Genomic DNA, 17978 nt, shown 5'->3' on the forward strand with positions numbered 1-17978 from the left:
TAAATGCACTCATATTCTCCTATTAAACAATATTCTCTGCCATTTGTCTAAAATTTAAAATGCTTTGTCTGTCAGGATTTCTTGCTAAAACGTTTAATGATTTTCATGATGAGGGAATAATAAATGTATTCTTCACACGGTCAGGAGGACAAACAATGGACGTATCCATCCCGAAACATCAGCACAAAACGGTATGCCGAACGGAATACGGCACACTTCAGAAAGTCATTTTATGCAGACCCGAGCACATGACCATAAAAGATGTCATAAACGAAACCCAAAAACATTTTGAAGATGACAATATTCATGTCAAAACCGCCACAGATCAGCACAGCCGCTTAATTAAAGCACTCAGATCACACAACATTGAAGTCATTCTTTTGCCCGTGCGCGACGGGCTCCCCGAGCAGGTCTTCACCAGGGACATAGGGTTTGTCATCGGAGAAAAAGCCTTCCTCTCAAGCATGACTGAACCGATTCGCCAAGGGGAAGAAGCCATCATAAAAGATTTTTTTCACAGCCAAGGCATTTCTTACACCCGTATGCTTGATTCAAGCATTGAAGGCGGTGACGTCATTATCGATGAAGATATCGTCTACGTCGGCATCAGCCAGCGCACCGACATGTCAGCCATTGGCCAGCTAAAAGAGGCGCTACCTGAATATACAGTCGTTCCCGTGCAGCTGCATGAAAAATTTTTGCATTTGGACTGCGTATTTAACATCGTATCTGAAAACGAAGCGTTAATTTATCCTAAAGCCCTTGAACCAGGGGCAGTTCATATGCTTGCAAAACGTTATGATCTCATTGAAGTGCCCGAGGACGAACAATTTACGCTTGGCACCAATGTCCTTTCAATCGGTAGAAAAACGATCATCAGCCTCCCTTGCAACCGCCATGTCAATCAACAGCTAACGAAAAGAGGCTATCATATCATCGAAATTGACCTGTCAGAAATTATTAAATCAGGCGGCTCCTTCAGATGCTGTACGATGCCGCTGATTCGCGGCGAGTGAAGAAATTCCCCTTTTTCATGTTTTGAACAGCTTATTTTATTAAGATACGTTAATATAGAGATGACATCATTTTAAGGGGGAAATCGCATGACAAAGTACATAGGATATGTCGGAACATATACAAAAGGCGGAAGCGAAGGGATTTATTCATTTGAGCTTGATACTGAGAAAAAAACACTTAGCGAGCCAAAGCTTGCCGCTAAGCTGGGCAACCCGACATATGTAACACCGAATAAAGACAACACCATTCTTTATTCAATTGAAAAAGCAGACGGCCAAGGCGGAGTTGCTGCCTATCAAATCGATAAAAACAGCGGTGAATTGACATTTCTGAATCATCAGTTAATTGATGGGCCATCGCCATGCCACGTAAGCGTCGATGATCAAAGTCAGTTCGTACTAACTGCCAATTATCACAGCGGGAAGGTACACGCTTTTCCGGTTCAGGAAGACGGAAGCTTGCAATCTCCTGCTGCAGAAGCCGCTCACACAGGAAAAGGACCGCACGAAAGACAGGAAAAGCCGCATACACACTACGCAGGGTTCACACCTGAACATAACTATGTCGTAGCGGTTGACTTAGGGACCGATAAGCTGTACACCTATAAGCTGAAAGACGGCGTATTGGCTGAATCCGGAAGCCATTCCTTCGCTCCCGGCGCAGGGCCTCGCCATATCGCTTTTCACCCGAAAGAAAAATACGCTTATGTGATGACAGAATTAAGCAATGAAGTGGTTGCGCTTGAATACAATCCGACAGCCGGCGAATTCAGAGAAATCCAAGTCGTCTCTGCCATCCCTGATGATTTTACAGATAACAGCCAGGGAAGTGCAATTCATGTCACACAGGACGGCCGTTTTGTTTACGTCGCAAACCGCGGCCATGACAGTATCGCTGTATTTGAAGTGAATCAATATTCAGGCGAGCTGGCTTTCGTGGAAAGAGTTTCGACAGAAGGAAACTGGCCTCGGGACTTTGTATTTGATCCAACGGAAACATTCCTTGTCGCTTCAAATGAAGAAACAGGCAACCTTGTCCTGTTTGAAAGAGACAAAGAAACCGGCCGATTGACAGTGCTTCCATCAACTGTCTCTGTCCCTTACCCGGTTTGTGTGAAATTTTTACATCAATGATAAAAGCAAAGACTGGCTCCGGAGCCAGTCTTTTTTGATTATCTCACCTTTTCTGTCGTCTCAGCATTTCGATACAAATGGCAGGCGACAAATCGGCCGGCTTCAATTTCCTGAAGCTGAGGACGGGATTCGCTGCATTCAGGCATCGCCTCTGGACAGCGGGTCCGAAACACGCAGCCGCTCGGCGGATTAACTGGGCTCGGCAGCTCCCCTTTTAAGAGGATGCGCTCACGCTTGTCCTCCAATTCAGGGTCTGGAATCGGAATCGAGGATAAAAGCGCCTTTGTATAGGGATGCAGCGGTTCGCGATACAAGGTGCCGCTCTCTGTTATTTCCATCATGTGCCCTAAGTACATCACACCGATCCTGTCACTGATATGCTTCACCATCGAAAGATCATGGGCAATAAATAAAAACGTGAGCCCTTTCTCTTTTTGAAGCCGCTTCAGCAGGTTGACCACCTGCGCTTGAACCGAGACATCAAGTGCAGAAATCGGTTCGTCTGCCACGATAAATTCAGGATTCAGCGACAGCGCTCTGGCAATCCCGATTCTTTGTCTCTGCCCGCCGCTGAATTCATGGGGATAACGGCTGCCAAAATCAGGGTGAAGCCCTACTGCCTCAAGCAGCTCGTCCACGACGAGAAGCCGCGCTTTGTGGGTATTGTAAAGGTTGTGGATTTCCATCGGCTCCAAAATGATTTCTCGAACGGTCATACGCGGGTTAAGCGAAGCATAAGGGTCCTGAAAAATCATCTGCAGCTTGCGGTTAAAGGTAAACTGCTCTTTCTCACTCAGTGAGTGGAGGTTGGTGCCGCGGTATTTCACACTTCCTTCTGTTGGCTGATAAAGGCGCATCAGCACTCTCCCCAAGGTTGATTTCCCGCACCCTGATTCACCGACTAGCCCAAACGTTTCTCCTTCATGAATCTGAAAGGTGACCCCATCGACGGCTTTAACTGTCCGCTTTTTTCCTGCGTCAAAATGCATTCTCAGCTGGCTGACCTCTAACAAAGGCAGTGGCGTCATTTGTCTCCCTCCTTATTCTGAAAAACAGCGGCGCACCGCACACCGTTCTTTTTCATAGATTGTCTCTTTTAATGTAAGAATTTCGATTGATTTTCCCGTCTTTGGAGAATGAATCATTTTCCCATCGCCGACGGACAGACCGACGTGATGAATCGCTCCTTTTCCTTCCTCGTAAGCAAAAAACAGCAGGTCACCGGCTTTCATATCATCAAGCGGGATTTCCTTCCCCGCCTTTGCCTGATCTCCTGCATCACGGGGGATGCTGTATCCATTGGCCTTAAATATACTGTACATAAACCCGGAGCAATCAAACCCAAACCCGCTGATCCCTCCCCACAGGTAGGGAAGCCCGAGAAAAAACGCCCCCGTTTGAATGATGTCTTCAGCAGTCCCTTTCTGTTCGCGGACAGGCACTGCATCAGTTTGCTTCACAAACCTTTCCCCAAAAACGGTCGAAACCTTAAAATATTCGTTTTCTTCTGCAATGAGGGGAAGAACCGTCAAAAAGCTCAGTTCGATCTCCTTTTCTCCATTGCTTTTATACAAAAAGGCAGCAGGTTTGCTGATCATGACATCTTTTTGTGTATGGATGGGACTTGTTTTTTTCAGCTGGTTCTTTTTCATCCAGCCCGGATATCCGCGTGGATCTTTTCGGGATGGTTGGCTCGGCACGATCACAGAAACCCATTCACCCTGTTCCGCCGTCACCAGTACTTTTTCGCCAAAGAGAACCTGAGTTTGGATCACATTGTCTGTACATAATCCAAGCCGCTCATCATACGTCATGCGCTCCAGCCAGTCTCTGATCAATACGGTCGGACGAAGCATCGCTTGATCAGATGGCCGAGGTGAATCAGGCGCTGTCCAGATGTTGGCCACTGCTGATATGACAGTGTGCATCATTGCTCTATTTCCCCTTTCAAAAGCGCAGCTCCGGTGATTCCGAGACCCGGTCTGTCAGGCATCGCAATCGTGCTGCCGCTGTATGTTATGCCGCCTTTGATGACATCTGTTTTCAGCATCAGCGGCGCGTCAAAATCAAAGCGTGTGATGTTTCTTTTGCTTGCCGCAAAATGCGCCGCGGCCGTAATGCCCAGCTTCGTTTCAATCATGCTGCCGACCATGCACTCTACTCCGCACGCCTCAGCCATGGCATTGATTTTCTCTGCTCCGCTGATGCCGCCCGCTTTCATCAATTTAATATTGATCAAGTCAGCGCTCCGGGTTTGAAGAATTTCGAACGCCTGCCGCGGCGTAAAAACACTTTCATCGGCCATAATCGGTGTGTCTGTCGCATCTGTCACCTTTTTAAGCCCAGGGAGATCATCTTTATGGACAGGCTGCTCGACAAGCTCTATGCCAAGACCGGCATCCTCCATTTTCCGAATAGCAGTTACCGCTTCCTTCGGCGTCCACCCCTGATTGGCGTCTAAACGCAGTTTCACGGCTGATCCGACACGTTTTCTGATTTCCTGGATACGGGCGATATCTGTTGCGATTTCATCTTTTCCGACCTTTATTTTCAGCGTTTGAAAGCCTTGTTTGAGATAATTCTCGGCATCAGCTGCCATCTCTTCAGGTGAGTTGACACTGACGGTATAATCCGTTTCCAGCGTATCTCGGTATCCGCCAAGCATTTGATAAAGCGGCAGTCCGCACATCTGCGCCCAACCGTCGTATACCGCAATTTCCACAGCCGACTTAGCGCTCATATTACCTGTCAGGAGGTGCTGGATGTCGTGCAGGATGGCCTCACAGCCGGACAGGCTTTTTCCAAGCAGTGCCGGCTTCAAGACATTGTGAATTGCACTTTCAATGCTATCCATGCTGTCTCCTGTAATCACTATCGTCGGGGGCGCTTCTCCCCATCCGATTGCGCCGCTGTCATAAGTGATTCTTACTATAACCGATTCAGCCGTATGCACAGTGCGAAGCGCAGTTTTAAACGGCTTTGTCAGCGGTACGGCGATTCGGCTTGTTTCTATTCGCGTGATTTTCATGTCTTCAGCGCCCCTTCTGAAACGCCCGCCTCGATCACGACTGTTTTTTGTGTTGTATTCATAGCAGCTTGCGCACCGATCGGAACGGCAAAACTCGGTGAACAGTGGCCGATTTTAAAACCTCTCAGAGCAGGTTTGCCCGCGGATACAATATAGTCATCAAGCACCTGCTCAAGCGACAGAGATTTTTCCCTCTTCACCGGGACACAGTTGTGAAAATCACAAACAAGAATTCCGGCTGCATCCGTCAGCTTTCCCGCCATTTTCAGCTGATTCAGCATCCGGTCGATTTGATATGGCTCCTCGTCAATATCTTCAATAAACAGAAGCTTCCCTCTCGTATCAATTTCAAACGGCGTGCCCAGCGTAGACGTCAGTAAAGAGAGATTTCCTCCGACAAGCTCGCCTTCCGCTTTTCCAGGAACAAGCACGGTCAGCGGAGAAAGGTCTTCTGTATAGGTGAATTCCCTCTCTTGGAAGAGCTGCTCATACGACGCTTTTGTCAGCGGGTGAACGTCGTCGAGACCAATATCTGAACTGAGCATCGGGCCATGGAAGGTGACAAGGCCTGTGTTTTGATGGATGGCAGTATGTAAAAACGTAATATCGCTGTATCCCCAGAAGATTTTAGGATGTTTGCGGATTAAGCTGAAATCAATGCCGGCGGCGATACGTCCTGTCCCAAAACCCCCGCATGCGCACAGCACTGCTTTTACCTCCTCGTCTCTGAACATCTCATGGAGATCAGCCAGCCGCTCATCATCCTGTCCCGCTAAATAGCCGTGCTGGTTTTTCAGTGCCTTGCCCAATTTCACCTGAAGTCCGAGCTCTTTTATAAATAAAAGCGCGGTGTCAAGCTGCTTTGGATCCGGCGGGCTTGCAGGCGCGATCACTCCGACTGTGTCACCCTTTTTCAGCGCTTTCGGCTTGTGATTCAACTGAATCACTCCTTTCATTTGCTCTGCACCCTACGTATACGTGCAAGAAAGAGAAAAAATACCGCTCCTTCGCATAAAGAAGCAGTATTTTCCCAATCGCCGGCGTCAGTTTTTATCCGCCCATTTTAAATCGATATAGCCGACAGGATGCCGGACGATTCCCTTTACATTTTCGTTTTGCAGGTTGACCTGGTTGTAGAAATAAACCGGAATGATCGGCGCTTCATTGACCAGCAGCTTTTCCGCTTGATGCATTAGGGAGAAACGCGTTTTTTCATCGGCTTCATGTTTCGCCCGCTTGATCAGCTGATCGTATTCTTTATTGGCCCAGCCTGTGCGGTTCATCGAATTTCCTGTTTGGAAGGCTTCCAGAAAACTGATAGGGTCCGCGTAGTCAGGCAAAAATGAGCTTTGAGAGAATTGAAATTTCAGCGCTTTTTGATCTTCTAAAAATACGTTCCATTCCATATTGGCCAGCTTCACATCGACTCCAAGGGTATTTTTTAATTTTTGCTGGATCGCCTCAGCAATCTTTTTATGCTCCGGCTTTGTGCTATAAGTAAGAGTAATCGCAGGAAGCTTATCATAGTTTTCTTCCTTCATGCCTTTTTCCAGCAGCTGCTTCGCTTTGCTTTCATTTGGTGTGACCAGGTCTCCGCCCGCTTCACGGAAATCCTTGCCGTCAGGCTGCGTAAATCCAGGCGATACAAAGGCGTGTGCCGGTTTTTCGTTATTTTTCGTGACGTACTTTACAATTTCCTCCTGATCGACAGCCATCGCAAAGGCTTTTCTGATGTTTTCATTTTGGAACGGCTCCATGTTCACATTAAACCGGTAGAAATAGAGGCCCGCCTGGTCAACAATACTGACATTGTCCTGATCCAGCAGCTGATCGCTTAATTCAGCAGGGACATAAGCGGTATCCAGTTCACCAGACTGAAACATCTGATAATCTGTATTTCTGTCACTGACCATCGCCCATTTCACCTTATCAAGCTTCACGGTATCTTTATCCCAATACGTGTCGCTTTTCTCCATTGTGATGCTGTCATCATGCTTCCATTCCGTCAGCTTAAACGGACCGTTCCCGACAAATGTATCTGCCTCAGCAAACCACTTTGGATTTTCTTTATCGACCTTTTCGTTTACTGGAAAATACGCCGGATTGGACACGACGCTGAGAAAATATTTTTGCGGTGCTTCAAGTGTTACTTCAAGGGTTCGATCATCCTTTGCCGTCACCTTCACACCGTCTTTTTTCCCTTTCCCGCTGTTATACGCTTCGCCGCCTTCAATAAAATAGCCGAGAAACGCAGATGAAGCGCCTTTTTTCGGATCAAGCATCCGTTTCCACGCATATTCAAAGTCTCCGGCCGTTACCGGATCTCCGTTTGTCCATTTCGCATTTTCTCGAATCGTAAATGTGTAGGTTTTTTTATCTTTTGATACAGACCACTTTTCCGCCATTGCCGGTTCAGGCTCATTCTCTTTGCCAAGACGTGTCAGCCCCTCCATGATGTTATTTAACGGCTGCCACGACACATTATTAAAACCGATCGGTGGATCGAACGAAGTCGGTTCATTTTCGTTATTTACATACAGCACCTTTTCCCCGCTTGTTTTTGCCTTATCATTACCGCTTTCCTTTCCGGCCTGTTCGTTCGCTGTACATCCCATCAGCGCAAACGAAAGTCCTAATGCAAGGCCCATTCCCCATAGCTTTTTCACTCGTTTCATCCTCTTCCCCCTTTTCATGATCAATCCTTCGCACCTCCGGACAGCATTGCATGTTCAGCCCGTTGATCCTGCAGCCAGCAGTTGACAGTGTGCGTGTCAGATCTGATGGTCTTGCCCGGGTATATCCTGTCACACACGATCATCCTGTTCGGACAGCGGGCGGCAAACGGGCAGCCTGGCGGAGGTGAAAATAAATCCGGCGGCGTTCCGTCAATCGGAATCAGCTCCGCGCCCTCCATATCCAACCTCGGGACAGAGTTCAGCAGCCCTTTCGTATAAGGGTGCTGCGGCTGATAAAAAATATCTTTTCTCGTGCCGATCTCCGCCATTTTACCGGCATACATAACTGCAACTCTGTCAGCAATCTGGGCAACGACCCCTAAATCGTGTGTAATCAAAATGACAGACACATTCGTTTTTCTCTGAATCTCTTTAAACAGCTCCAAAATCTGCGCTTGAATGGTCACGTCAAGGGCAGTGGTCGGTTCATCTGCGATTAAGATGTCTGGCTCGCAAATCAGCGCCATCGCAATGACAATCCGCTGTCTCATGCCGCCACTGAATTGATGGGGATACTGTTTGAGACGCTCTTCGGGATCGGGAATGCCGACCAATGACAGCATGGACAGTACCTCTTCCCGTACCGCCTTTTTGCTCATTTTTTTGTGGCGCAGGAGCGCTTCCCCCAGCTGATCTCCGACAGTCAGCGTCGGGTTTAATGCTGTCATCGGGTCTTGAAAAATCATAGATATGTCGGCTCCCCTTATGCTTCTCATTTCTTTGTCAGAGAGACGGCAAAGGTCTTTGTTTTTAAATAGAATGCTGCCGTCCGTCACTTTCGCCGAATAGGGCGGAAGCAGGCCCATGATGCTTTGGGAGGTAACGCTTTTGCCGCAGCCGGATTCGCCGACGATTGCAAAGGTTTCACCTTGATACAAATCAAAGCTCACCCCTCTGACCGCCTGAACCGTCCCGCCGTAAGTCGTAAAAGAAACGTGCAGATTTTTGACTGACAGAACTTTTTCCATACAGCTACCTCCTCAGCTTAGGGTCGAGCGCATCCTGTAATCCGTCCCCCAGCACATTAAACGCATACATCGTCAAGGAGATGAAAAAGGCCGGAAAAAACAGGCGCCACCAATGCCCGGACAAAATCGTAGGCAGGCCGTCATTCGCCATCACACCCCAGCTTGCAAACGGAGCCTGTATGCCGAGGCCGAGAAAGCTTAAAAAAGATTCTGCGAATATAGCGGCAGGTACGGTTAATGTCATTTGTACGATGATCGCTCCCATTGTATTCGGCAGCAGATTCTTCCGGATGATGCGAAAGGTTTTCGCACCAAAGGTTTTCGATGCGAGTACGTATTCATAATTTTTAATCTGAAGCACCTGTCCTCTTACAATTCTCGCCATCCCGACCCATCCGGTCACAGTCAGTGCCACAATAATGGTGCCCAGTCCCGGCCCCATCAGCACCATCAGCAAAATGACAACAAGGAGATACGGCAAGCCATACAGCACTTCGATAATCCGCATCATGATGCTGTCAGTCCTGCCGCCTTTATAGCCGGCAACGCCTCCGTAAATAACACCGATCACAAAATCAATCAGCGCTGCCATCACTCCGACAAATAACGAAATCCTCGCTCCATACCATGTTCTGGTAAACACATCCCGGCCGAGCTCATCGGTGCCGAACCAATGATCGGCTGAGGGCGGGAGATTTTGCTCGGTCAGCGATTGGCGCGCGACACTATGGGGCGATAAAAAGGGCCCGATAACTGCCATGACAAAAAGAAATAAAAGAATAAAGAGTCCCGCCATCGCTAATTTATTTTTCTTCAGCCTCCTCCAAGCATCCTGCGTGTATGACAAACTCGGCCGCTTGACCGAATCGGCTTCTCGATTTTTTTCCTGATTCGAGACAAACCACTCATCCGGCACCTGAATGTGCTGCTCTGGCTGGCGTTCATTTGTTTGTACAGGGAGATTCACACGCTTCACCCTTTCTTATGCAGTTTAATGCGCGGGTCCAGCAGACCGTAGGCCAAATCGACCAAAAACAGCATGATGATCAGAATGACGCTGTAAAAAACGGTCGTTCCCATAATCACGGGATAGTCCCGCTGATTAATACTTTCAACAAAATATTTTCCCATTCCCGGAATGGCAAAGATTTTTTCAATGACAAAGCTTCCTGTTAAAATACTTGCGACGAGTGTGCCCAGGACGGTAATGACGGGCATGAGTGCATTTCTGAGTGCGTGTTTTACGATAATTTTGAACGGAGAAAGCCCTTTTGCCTTTGCTGTGCGGATATAATCCTGTGTCAGGACTTCGACCATGCTTGACCGTGTCAGCCTGGCAATGATCGCCATTGGCCCTACAGCAAGCGCTGCGGTCGGAAGCACCATATGGATCGGGCTCGTCCATGTGGCAGCGGGAAATAGTTTGAGATTGACAGCAAATTGCTGAATGAGCAATGTTGCCAGAATAAAATTCGGGATGGAGATGCCGAGTACCGCGAGACTCATCGCGGCGTAGTCTAAAAAGCCATTGCGGCGGAGCGCAGCGATTACGCCCAGCACCAGCCCAGAGATCACGGCTATGACAATGGCTGTCATTCCAAGCTCAAAGGAAACGGGAAATCCGCGTTCCAGCATATCATTTACGCTGTCTGACGGTTTTTTAATTGAAGGTCCGAAATCGAATGTAATGATGGATTTTAGGTAGATGATGTATTGGAAAATGAGAGGATCGTCTAAGTGATAGTAGGCTTCGAGATTTTTTTGAACGGCTTCATTTGTGCCTCTCTCCTCGTTAAAAGGAGATCCGGGAATGACCTTCATGAGAACAAAAGTCAGGGTGGTAATCACCAAAATCGTAGCTGCCATTGCCCAAAAACGCTTCATCATGTATCGCGCCAAAGCCTCAACACCCCTTTAGCAGAATGATGTCCGCATCGCAAGCTCAGTCATGACAAGCATCGCCTGATAGGCTTCAAGCATGTCCTTCGCCTGAAATTGAACGGTTGTGGTTCCCGGCTTGATTTCAGTTCCCGGCATCAGATTCGCCCATTCTGCTTGGCCGTAATTGGCGAACTCAATGCTCAGAACCGGTCTGTCAGGCGGTGTGAGTGGTTTGACTTTGTCCTTGTTTTGCAGGGCAAATGCGGTTTTTTCTGTCAGCAGCCGGCCGGCTTTCGCAGGGGACAAACACTTCACTGCGGATCTTGAAATGGTTTGTTTGACAGCGGCTGTCGTAACATTCGGAATGAGCTCTTCCGCTTCCTTTGCCGCCCGGTCATCTCCGGCTACCATTAAGACCGGGACATCATAATAACCGGCAACGTATGCATTTAACCCGAGCTCACCGACAGGCCGATCGTTTATGTAAAAATGACGGACGCCGAAAATCATGCTGTGTGACATCACACCGGGAGTTGAAGCTCTCGCATGATAACCGAGAAACAAAGCGCCTGTAAACGTATCATCCAGCCCCTCTACCATTGAAAATGGTTTGACGTCACCGGATATCAAGTCTGCTTCAGGGTGAAGCCTTTCAACCATCAGATTATTCATCTTCGAATGGCTGTCATTGACAAGCACCTCGGTACACCCGCTGTTAAACGCTTCGGCAATACAGTAGTTTGCTTCTTCAGTCATGATGAGCCGCCCGCGTTCATAATTGCGCTTGCCGGAATCCACAAAGGTATCGTCCGGAAGACCCGAAATACCTTCCATATCTACTGACATGTACAGTTTCATAACGCTCCTCCTTTTTTACTAAATTATGAATATTCTAACAAATTATATTAAAAAAAGAGGAAAATTGCAATATAACTGAAGGAAATCACAACGATTCAATGATAAAAAAAATCCTCTTTTAAGGATTCAACAGATAGTTGACAACATCCTAAAATGGTTTTCGTTTTAGGATGTTGTCATCATTTCAGCGTGATTGAAAACCCTTGAAGTCTAGGAAGGAGGAGCATTGGAGCAGGCCTTTCACAGAATGTGAGCACCAACACGCAGGACTGACAAAGAATGCGAGGCTTTGTCGACACGCTGAAGAATCCTCTTTCAAAGGATTCATGTCTGTTTCTCCGCCTGTTCTGTAAGCAGCTTATATTTTTTCAAGGTTCTTTCAAACACCTCATCAAAAACGTCCGGCACAGAGGCGTGTATCACTTCAGCTCCCTCACCTGTAATTCCGCCTTTCGTTGCGACACGTTCCAGCGTTTCCTCGAAAGACATCTTCTTTTCGATCAGCAGCTTACCAGTTCCGTATAGTGAATGAATCAGAAAATCAAAGGCTTCTTCTTTGGACAGGCTGCTGTTTCTGACTGCAGACAGAGCCAGTTCTTCGAAGACTGCAGCTATGAACCCTGGTGCCGAGCTCGTCAAATTGCTGGCGGCATCCAAATTCGATTCTTTGATTTCTCGTACACGGCTGAAAACCGATAACAGTTCATTCAGGCGTTCTTTTTTATCCGCTGTCAGTGTTTCACTGTGAACGACAAGCGAGATGCCCGCTCCTGCTTCGGATGTAATCGCAGGAATGAAACGTGATATACCGGCCTCCGTTTCAGCCTCCAAAAGACGCAACGGCACACCGGCGGCAATGGAAACGATATGCGTATTCTTGTTCACATACGGGTGCAGACGGCGCAGCGTTTCAATCACATGTAGCGGCGGGACACATATAAAAATCAAACGGCACGTTGCCGCCCAGTTCTCGAGCGAATCAGCCGATACATTTGGATAATCTGACATCAGCGCCTGCAGCCGCTCCCCCTTCGTTCTTGTTTCAATAAAGAGCTCATGCTCCTTGATTTGTTCATGCTTCAACAGCTGCCTGGCGATCATATCGGCCATGCTGCCATATCCAATCAATCCAATCTGTTCCATCGACTCAGTCCTTTCATATACAATATGAAGTGTACCGTTTTCCGCACTTTTTCACAATTTCCCATAATCTTTTCATTTTTATCCCACAGTTTTTGTTTATGATAAACTCAAGTCATAAACCTATCATAATCAAAAAGAAATTAGTGAAAATAGAGAAACGGAGTGAACATGATGGATAACTATCGTGACGAAAACAGAACGGAAGGCAATGAAAGTGAGGTCTTTCTAGCGAAAGAGAACGATCAGAGCACCTCCTACTCAGCCCGCAATGTCATTCATGATCAGGAGAAGAAAAAACGTGGGTTCGGATGGTTCAGACCGCTGCTTGGCGGAGTGATCGGCGGCAGTCTCGCCCTTGGCATTTACACGTTTACACCGCTTGGCGACCATGATTCTCAGGACACTGCAAAACAATCAGCCAGCCAGCAGCAAACACAATCTGTTACAGCTAAAAGCACGTCCTCTGAATCTGGCAAAAGCACGTCAAGCACAAGCAGCTCATCTGCATTTAAGAGCGAGGATTCTTCTAAAATCTCAGATATGGTGGAAGACATTTCACCGGCGATTGTCGGTATTACAAATCTTCAAGCTCAGTCAAACAGCTCTTTGTTCGGCTCTAGTTCATCTGGTTCCAGCGAAGATACAGAAAGCGGTTCAGGATCTGGTGTCATTTTCAAAAAAGAGAACGGCAAGGCTTATATTATTACGAATAACCACGTCGTAGAAGGGGCATCTTCACTGAAGGTCTCTTTATATGACGGCACTGAGGTGACAGCAAAGCTGGTAGGCAGTGACTCCTTAACAGATTTAGCGGTCCTCCAAATCAGTGATGACCACGTAACAAAAGTGGCAAGCTTCGGTGATTCATCTGATCTCAGAACAGGCGAGACCGTCATTGCGATTGGAGATCCGCTCGGAAAAGACCTGTCCCGCACAGTAACACAAGGAATTGTAAGCGGTGTGGACAGAACGGTTTCAATGTCAACATCAGCCGGTCAAACAAGCATTAATGTGATACAGACTGACGCGGCAATTAACCCAGGTAACAGCGGCGGCCCATTGTTAAATACTTCCGGCAAAATTGTCGGCATTAACAGTATGAAAATCAGTGAAGATGATGTAGAGGGCATCGGATTTGCAATTCCAAGCAATGACGTAAAACCGATTGCAGAAGAATTGCTGTCTAAAGGACAAATTGAACGTCCGTATATCGGTGTCAGCATGCTTGATTTAGAACAAGTGCCGCAAAACTACCAAGAAGGCACACTCGGCCTGTTCGGCAATCAGCTAAATAAGGGCGTATACATCCGTGAGGTCGCTTCAGGCTCTCCTGCTGAAAAGGCTGGATTGAAAGCGGAGGATATTATCATCAGCCTGAAAGGCAAAGAAATCGATACAGGCAGTGAATTGCGCAATATCTTATATAAGGACGCAAACATCGGTGACACTGTTGAAGTGAAAATTCTCAGAAACGGCAAAGAAATGACGAAAAAAATCAAACTCGACCAAAAAGAAGAAACAACTTCGTAAGACATAACGCCTCAGGCCGCAAAAGCGGTCTGAGGCTTTTTTATTAGACTAGAGACCTAACTGCTCTATGAAACTTTCTTCCGAGGCATCCGTATATATGACAGACTGACATCATTCTCATCCGATGCTTGAGACATCGTTTGCAAGGAGGTATGAACATGAAAACCGTGGGATTGAGTATGATTTGCGCAGGATTGGCTTTTCTTTTGCTGAGCTTTCTTCTCTCTGAATCGACGTTGACGTGGGGAGTTGTACTGAGTACCAGTATTCTATTAAACGTCACTGGTACGGCAGTGATCATGCGTTTCTTAAAAGCCCCCCAATATAACAGCTGACATTCAGCAAAGCCGAAGACGAAATCTTTAAGCTTTGCTGTTTTTATTTCAGCATGACTGAACCGCAGTGCAAGTTCACAATCCCTTAGTCCTATAAAACGATCAGCATCTGTTGCTTTGGTCATCGCGCAGAACATAAAAAACCCCTGTCCGTCACGGACAGGGATTTCAGGTTATGACATATGCTGGTCTCTATAGAGTCTTTTATTTTCAATTCCATATGATTTCTGAACGATGTAAAGCGGCCTGTCTTTAGCTTCATCGTAGATTCTGCCGATATATTCGCCGATCATGCCCAGAATTAGAAGAACGATGCCGCTGAACAGGAGCTGGATCACAATAAGTGATGACCAGCCGGTAATCGTGCTGTCTGTGAATAGCTTCAGATACAGCACGATAAACATATACAGAAATCCCGCACCTGACATTAACATCCCCGCATAGCTCGCCAGCTTCAGCGGTTTGTGCGAAAATGTCGTGATGCCGTCCATTGAAAGCTTCAGCATTTTCTTCAGCGGGTACTTTGTTTCTCCAGCAAGCCTTTCATCACGTACATACTCGACCGCTGTCTGTTTGAAGCCCACCCAGCTGACGAGCCCTCTGACAAAAGGATTTTTTTCTTTTAATCTCTTCATTTCATCACAGACTTTTCTGTCCATGAGGCGGAAATCCCCTGTATCAATCGGGATATCAATATCCGTCATGCTGCTTAGAAGCCGGTAAAACATAGCCGCAGTTTGTTTTTTGAAAAAGGTTTCCCCTTTTCGTTTTGTCCGCACGGCGTATACGACCTCATAGCCTTCCTTCCACTTGTCAATCATATCTAAAATCAGTTCAGGAGGGTCCTGCAAATCGGCGTCAATGACGACGATTGCATTCCCCAGTGCATAATCCATACCCGCTGTAATGGCGATCTGGTGCCCAAAGTTCCTTGAAAAATCAATGATTTTCACTCTCGGATCGATCAGGCTGTGTTCTCTTAAAATCTCAATACTGCGATCTTTGCTTCCATCGTTGACAAAAAGCAGCTCGTAGTTTTCCTTCGTTTGATCCATGACCTCTTTTAAGCGCTGATATGTTTCATGAATGACAAGCTCTTCGTTATACACAGGTACAACAACTGAATATTGAATATGTCTGCTCATGCTTTTTCCTCCTATTCATCAGCATGTAGTTCGTATAATGTAGCTGACTGATTCATTCCGCCAGGTCCGCCACCCATTTGGCTGTTTTCGCCTGAAGACTTGCTGTTGTTTGATGTATCAGCTGAATCAGTATTTTCTGTTTTCTGATCAGATGATGATTGTTGATCAGAACTTGATTGCCACTTATCTGAAGACACTTCTTTCCCGTTTTTCTCAACCCATTCAACAATGTCATTGTTTCCGCCTCTTCCTCTTCCAGAAGCTAAGAAGTATTTCACTTTTCCTTCTTTTACAAGCTTTTTGAATTGAGTCAGCGTGATAGCCGGGTCAGAACCGCTGAATCCGCCAATAGCCATGACAGCTTTTTTCGTTTTAATAATATATGGCGCCGCTGTGTTCGAGTCGGTTGTGGCGAACAGGTATTCAGCTCCGGAGTCATTCTCCTCTAAATATTTGATCAGTTTTTCATTTACAGTTGCATCAGACATTCCCATGCCTTTTCCGCTCATGGATGCAAGCTGAGGACCTGTTTCAGGCTGTGAGCTGTTGCCCCCGTACAGAAGCGGTGTGCTTGCCCAATAAATCGGCATCACCAGCAATGCGAGAAGAGCTGCAAGTGATACATAATAACTGATCGGTTTTTGGCGCTGTTTGAACAGCAGCAGAGCAATCGCTGACATCACGCCGATAATACCTACGCCAATGCTCCAGCCTGCACCAATTTGATCGTTGTAGTTTCTGAGAATAAACAATTCAAATCCAGTTGTCGCAATAATCGCTGCCGGCAGTAGCCATGATTTCCAGCCTGTCTGATTGCGGTGCAGGTGAACAAGGGCAACCCATCCCGCACCGACAAGAGCCGCTATCGGCGGTGCCAGCATAATGAGATAATAATGATGGAAAAATTCTGCAACACTGAAGAATCCGGCAATCGGAACAAGCCATGCAACCCAGAACACCGTTTCCTTCTGCTCTGCAGATAATCTTCTTCTTTCTCTTGCCCCAGCGATCAGTAAGCCTGCGATTCCAAAGATCGCAAATGGCAGAAGCCAGCTGATTTGATCAGATAATTCTTGTTGGAAAAGCCGCAGCGGACCAGGTGTTCCCGTTCCGAACATTCCTGAACCTGATTGCATTTTCGAGCCGGTTCCTGCACCGCCTTTCCCTCCGTCTCCACCAGGACCGCCTTGGCCGCCATCTCCGCCGCTTGGAGGGCCTCCTTGATCGCCGCTTGGCATTTCACCATTGGATGGAGGTGCCGTCATATTGCCATTTGATGATTTGTCATCACTTGATGAGCTGCTGCTTGATGACTGATTAGGCGGTGCTTGATTTTGCGTTGAACTGTTGTCAGGAGAAGACATTTCTTTTGAAGCGTCTCCGTTTGGTCCGCCCTGGCCGCCGCCGGAATTTTGGCCTGTCAGCCGCTGAATCCCGTTATATCCGAAAGCCAATTCCAAAACGGAGTTGGTCTGGCTGCTTCCGATATAAGGCCGCTTGCTTGCAGGGATATTGTCAACAATGAGCGGCCATGATAAGGAAACGGCTGCTAATACAGCTAAAGCACTTACCAAGGAAATGATTTTTTTCTTTATTGTGGCGTTTGCCGCAATCAGATAGAACAATAAGAAGGCCGGCAAAATCATATAAGCCTGAAGCATTTTTGTATTGAAGCCTACTCCAACAACGAAAAATGCTGCTAACAGCCAGATCAGCTTTCCTTTTCTGACCGCTTTAAAGAGAAGCCATGTGGCCAGCAATAAGAAAAATACTAGTAATGCATCAACATTGTTTGTACGTGCTACAGCTACAGCAATCGGTGTACATGCCATAACAAATGAGGCAATGCGCGCCGCTGTTTTTCCGAATGTCGGCTTAATCAGCAAGTACATAAGGAGGACTGAACCTACACCCGCTAATGCCTGAGGCAGAATGACGCTCCACCCATGCATACCAAATATCAATGCGCTGATCGTTTGGATTTGGTATGTAATAGGCGGTTTATCAACTGTTATAAAGCCGGCAGCATCGAACGAAGCATAAAAGAAATTATGAAAGCTTTGCATCATACTTGTAACTGCCGCGGTGTAATAAGGATTCACCGTGTCGTCCGTCCAAATGTTATAGATATTTAAGAATGCAGATGCGAGCAAAATGAGGATGAGGACAATATCCAGCTCGCGTTTTTTCTTTTCCACTTGTTTT

General features: G+C 47.0%; 16 protein-coding genes. 4 read left to right on the forward strand and 12 right to left on the reverse strand.

The window, feature by feature from the left end:
• Positions 1-155 precede the first annotated feature (155 nt).
• Both AC0C66_RS12980 and pgl read left to right on the forward strand, forming a co-directional pair.
• Positions 156-1016: a dimethylarginine dimethylaminohydrolase family protein gene (locus tag AC0C66_RS12980; RefSeq protein WP_072182942.1), complete on the forward strand. Its 861-nt coding sequence runs from the start codon at positions 156-158 to the stop codon at positions 1014-1016.
• Between the two features lie 87 nt (positions 1017-1103).
• Positions 1104-2150 carry a 6-phosphogluconolactonase gene (pgl, locus tag AC0C66_RS12985; protein ID WP_461845711.1) on the forward strand — a complete coding sequence of 349 codons (1047 nt, stop codon included), beginning with the start codon at positions 1104-1106 and terminating at the stop codon, positions 2148-2150.
• Between the two features lie 38 nt (positions 2151-2188).
• Here the strand turns inward: pgl and AC0C66_RS12990 are convergent, their stop codons facing one another.
• From AC0C66_RS12990 to proG, 10 genes are all read right to left on the reverse strand, one after another.
• The gene (locus tag AC0C66_RS12990) at positions 2189-3178 is read right to left on the reverse strand and encodes an ABC transporter ATP-binding protein (RefSeq protein ID WP_461845710.1); all 990 of its coding nucleotides are present in this window, start codon (positions 3176-3178) and stop codon (positions 2189-2191) included.
• A 12-nt stretch (positions 3179-3190) separates the two neighbouring features.
• A complete protein-coding gene (locus AC0C66_RS12995) occupies positions 3191-4081 on the reverse strand; it encodes a C40 family peptidase (protein ID WP_087987188.1) in 891 nt (296 codons plus the stop codon).
• Complete coding sequence (ykfB, locus tag AC0C66_RS13000) at positions 4078-5178, reverse strand: L-Ala-D/L-Glu epimerase (protein WP_461845709.1); 1101 nt, start codon at positions 5176-5178, stop codon at positions 4078-4080. Before ykfB ends, AC0C66_RS12995 begins: the two co-directional genes overlap by 4 nt.
• On the reverse strand, positions 5175-6134 hold the full coding sequence (locus tag AC0C66_RS13005) for a S66 peptidase family protein (RefSeq protein ID WP_072182947.1): 960 nt from the start codon (positions 6132-6134) through the stop codon (positions 5175-5177). The genes ykfB and AC0C66_RS13005 overlap by 4 nt, the downstream gene beginning before the upstream one ends.
• Positions 6135-6221: 87 nt before the next feature.
• Complete coding sequence (dppE, locus tag AC0C66_RS13010) at positions 6222-7871, reverse strand: dipeptide ABC transporter substrate-binding protein DppE (RefSeq protein WP_087987248.1); 1650 nt, start codon at positions 7869-7871, stop codon at positions 6222-6224.
• A 2-nt stretch (positions 7872-7873) separates the two neighbouring features.
• Complete coding sequence (gene dppD / locus AC0C66_RS13015) at positions 7874-8881, reverse strand: dipeptide ABC transporter ATP-binding subunit DppD (RefSeq protein ID WP_061187309.1); 1008 nt, start codon at positions 8879-8881, stop codon at positions 7874-7876.
• Positions 8882-8885: 4 nt separating this feature from the next.
• Complete coding sequence (gene dppC, locus AC0C66_RS13020) at positions 8886-9848, reverse strand: dipeptide ABC transporter permease DppC (RefSeq protein ID WP_061187308.1); 963 nt, start codon at positions 9846-9848, stop codon at positions 8886-8888.
• A gap of 5 nt (positions 9849-9853) precedes the next feature.
• The gene (dppB, locus tag AC0C66_RS13025; protein WP_003239083.1) at positions 9854-10780 is read right to left on the reverse strand and encodes a dipeptide ABC transporter permease DppB; all 927 of its coding nucleotides are present in this window, start codon (positions 10778-10780) and stop codon (positions 9854-9856) included.
• 15 nt (positions 10781-10795) lie between these two features.
• Positions 10796-11620 carry a D-aminopeptidase DppA gene (gene dppA, locus AC0C66_RS13030; RefSeq protein ID WP_014113510.1) on the reverse strand — a complete coding sequence of 275 codons (825 nt, stop codon included), beginning with the start codon at positions 11618-11620 and terminating at the stop codon, positions 10796-10798.
• A 324-nt stretch (positions 11621-11944) separates the two neighbouring features.
• The gene (gene proG / locus AC0C66_RS13035; RefSeq protein ID WP_072182948.1) at positions 11945-12763 is read right to left on the reverse strand and encodes a pyrroline-5-carboxylate reductase ProG; all 819 of its coding nucleotides are present in this window, start codon (positions 12761-12763) and stop codon (positions 11945-11947) included.
• Between the two features lie 171 nt (positions 12764-12934).
• On the opposite strand from proG, the gene htrA reads away from it, so the two are divergent.
• On the forward strand, positions 12935-14293 hold the full coding sequence (gene htrA / locus AC0C66_RS13040; protein ID WP_041520926.1) for a serine protease HtrA: 1359 nt from the start codon (positions 12935-12937) through the stop codon (positions 14291-14293).
• Positions 14294-14451: 158 nt separating this feature from the next.
• Positions 14452-14628, forward strand: a complete 177-nt coding sequence (locus tag AC0C66_RS13045; RefSeq protein ID WP_165766229.1) for a hypothetical protein — start codon at positions 14452-14454, stop codon at positions 14626-14628.
• Between the two features lie 173 nt (positions 14629-14801).
• On the opposite strand, the gene AC0C66_RS13050 is transcribed toward AC0C66_RS13045, so the two are convergent.
• Entirely contained in the window at positions 14802-15773 is a 972-nt protein-coding gene (locus AC0C66_RS13050) for a glycosyltransferase family 2 protein (protein WP_014113506.1), read from the reverse strand.
• Positions 15774-15784: 11 nt separating this feature from the next.
• Positions 15785-17971 carry a glycosyltransferase family 39 protein gene (locus AC0C66_RS13055; RefSeq protein WP_461845708.1) on the reverse strand — a complete coding sequence of 729 codons (2187 nt, stop codon included), beginning with the start codon at positions 17969-17971 and terminating at the stop codon, positions 15785-15787.
• Positions 17972-17978: the final 7 nt, after the last annotated feature.

It is taken from the genome of Bacillus sp. VA13 (assembly GCF_055710085.1).